Annotated in this window: 1 protein-coding gene and 1 pseudogene; both read right to left on the reverse strand. The window is 63.8% G+C overall.

Translation table 11 applies throughout. The annotated features are described in order from the left end of the window. Nucleotides 1–1,228 (reverse strand): alpha-amylase family glycosyl hydrolase (locus tag EN984_RS32100; RefSeq protein ID WP_127384241.1); only part of this gene is annotated, 1,228 nt, incomplete at its 3' end. After that, nucleotides 1,215–2,154: pseudogene (locus EN984_RS32105) on the reverse strand (glycogen debranching enzyme GlgX); the annotation flags it as partial. The gene EN984_RS32100 and the pseudogene EN984_RS32105, both read right to left, overlap by 14 nt.

The following is a 2,154-nucleotide window of genomic DNA, read 5'->3' on the forward strand; positions in this document are numbered from 1 at the left end:
CCATTGGCGTGCGACACCCATCCCTGCCCTTGACGCCTGGCCAGAAGCGGATGCCGACGGGATCGCGCAGATCCTCATAGGCCAGCTCCGCCTCCTCCAGGCCCAGCTCCTCGCCCTCATAGAGGCAGATCGAGCCGCGCAGGCAGGACAACAGCATGATCGAGAATCTTGCGACGGCGTCGGGATCGCTGCCCGGCCTTGTCCAGCGGCTGACATGGCGCACCACGTCATGGTTGGAGAACGCCCAGCAGACCCAGCCGTCGGAGACGGCCGCCTCGAAGGCTTCGACGCAGCCACGCACATGCGCGGCCGAGAACTGCGGACCGAGCAGGTCGAAGGTGTAACACATATGCAGCTTGTCGCCGCCTGAGGTGTAAGCCGCGAGCGTCTGCAGCGAGCGGCCTTCATCGCCGATTTCGCCAACCGCGGCGCGGTCGTCATATTCATCGAGCAGCGCCCTGAAGCGGCGCAGGAACGCCAGGTTTTCCGGCTGCGTCTTGTCGAACAGATGCTCCTGGTAGAGGTAGGTGTTGGTCTCGCCGTTGGTGCCGGCGACGCTCGACGCCAGGGGCGGATTGCTGCGCAGCCAGCGGTCGTGGACATAGTAATTGACCGTATCGAGCCGGAAGCCGTCGACGCCGCGCTCCAGCCAGAACCGCACCGTGTCGAGAAGCGCGTCCTGGACCTCCGGGTTGTGGAAATTCAGGTCGGGCTGCGAGGCTAGGAAGTTGTGCATGTAGTATTGCCGGCGGGTCGAATCCCATTCCCAGGCCGGGCCACCGAACACGGAGAGCCAGTTGTTGGGTGCCCCGCCATCTGGCTTGGCATCGGCCCAGACATACCAGTCCGACTTGGGGTTATCGCGGCTGGCGCGGCTTTCGACAAACCAGTCGTGCCTGTCGGACGAATGCGACAGCACCTGGTCGATGACGATCTTCAGGCCGAGACGATGCGCCTCGGCGACCAGCGCATCGAAATCCTCGAGCGTGCCGAACATCGGATCGACATCGCAGTAATCCGACACGTCGTAGCCCATATCGGCCATCGGCGACTTGAAGAAAGGCGACAGCCAGACGGCATCGACACCAAGCGAGGCGACATGGGCGAGCCTCGAGGTGATACCGGCGAGATCGCCGCTGCCATCGCCGGTCGTGTCCTGGAAGGAGCGCGGATAGATCTGGTAGATGACGCAACCACGCCACCATCCGGTCTTGTCACTCGCCGCCATTGCGCTTCTCCCCTGTGCCGGCTTGCGCTCGTTCGATCATGAAGATCACCGCCCGTCCCGATATCGGTCGCGATCTGTCCGCCGCATCCGGCGCTTCGATGGCTGGAGCCCAGAAGAATCCGTCTCGCTCAGGCAAGGTGAACATGCAGGCCCGGCGATCGCCGTTGATGATGACGGCAAGGCGGCTGACGCCACCCAGGATCATGACGAGGCGGTACCGCTGCGGGTCCTGCCAGCACTGTTCATTGAGCGGCGCGCCTGTCTCGGTCAGCCATGCGACGTCCGGTATCTCTGAACCTGCCGGTGGCTGGCCAGTGAGGAAGCTTGTATCGGAGAGCGCCGGCATCGACCGGCGCAGCCTCGAGAGTTCCTCCGTGTAGCGCTCCAGCACCTGGTCACGGCCGGCCCAGTCGAGCCAGGTGATCTCGTTGTCCTGCGCATAGGCGTTGTTGTTGCCTTGCTGGGTGCGGCCGAACTCGTCGCCTGCGGTCAGCATGATGGTGCCGCGCGAGGCAAACAGCGTGGCGAGCAGCGCGCACTGATCGTTCTGGCGAGACTCCCATACGGCCGGATCGTCCGCATCCCCTTCGACGCCGTTGTTCCAGGATAGGTTTTCATTGTGACCGTCGCGGTTCTGCTCGCCATTGGCTTCGTTGTGCTTGCGCTCGTAGCGCACGATATCGGCGAGCGTCATGCCGTCATGGGCGGCGATGAAATTGACGGTCCGACTGGCGTTTTGCCGGTTCGTTGCGAACACATCGGACGAACCGGCAAGCCGGGTCGCCAGCGCACCGACCATGCCGGCGTCGCCGCGCCAGAAGCGCCTGACGTCATCGCGATACTTGTCGTTCCATTCGAGGAAGGGCGGCGGGAAATTACCGAGCTGATAGCCGTCGGAACCGATGTCCCACGGCTCAGCGATCAAC

Origin of the sequence: Mesorhizobium sp. M7A.F.Ca.CA.004.12.1.1, from assembly GCF_003997835.1 — a bacterium.
Classification (GTDB): Bacteria; Pseudomonadota; Alphaproteobacteria; order Rhizobiales; family Rhizobiaceae; genus Mesorhizobium.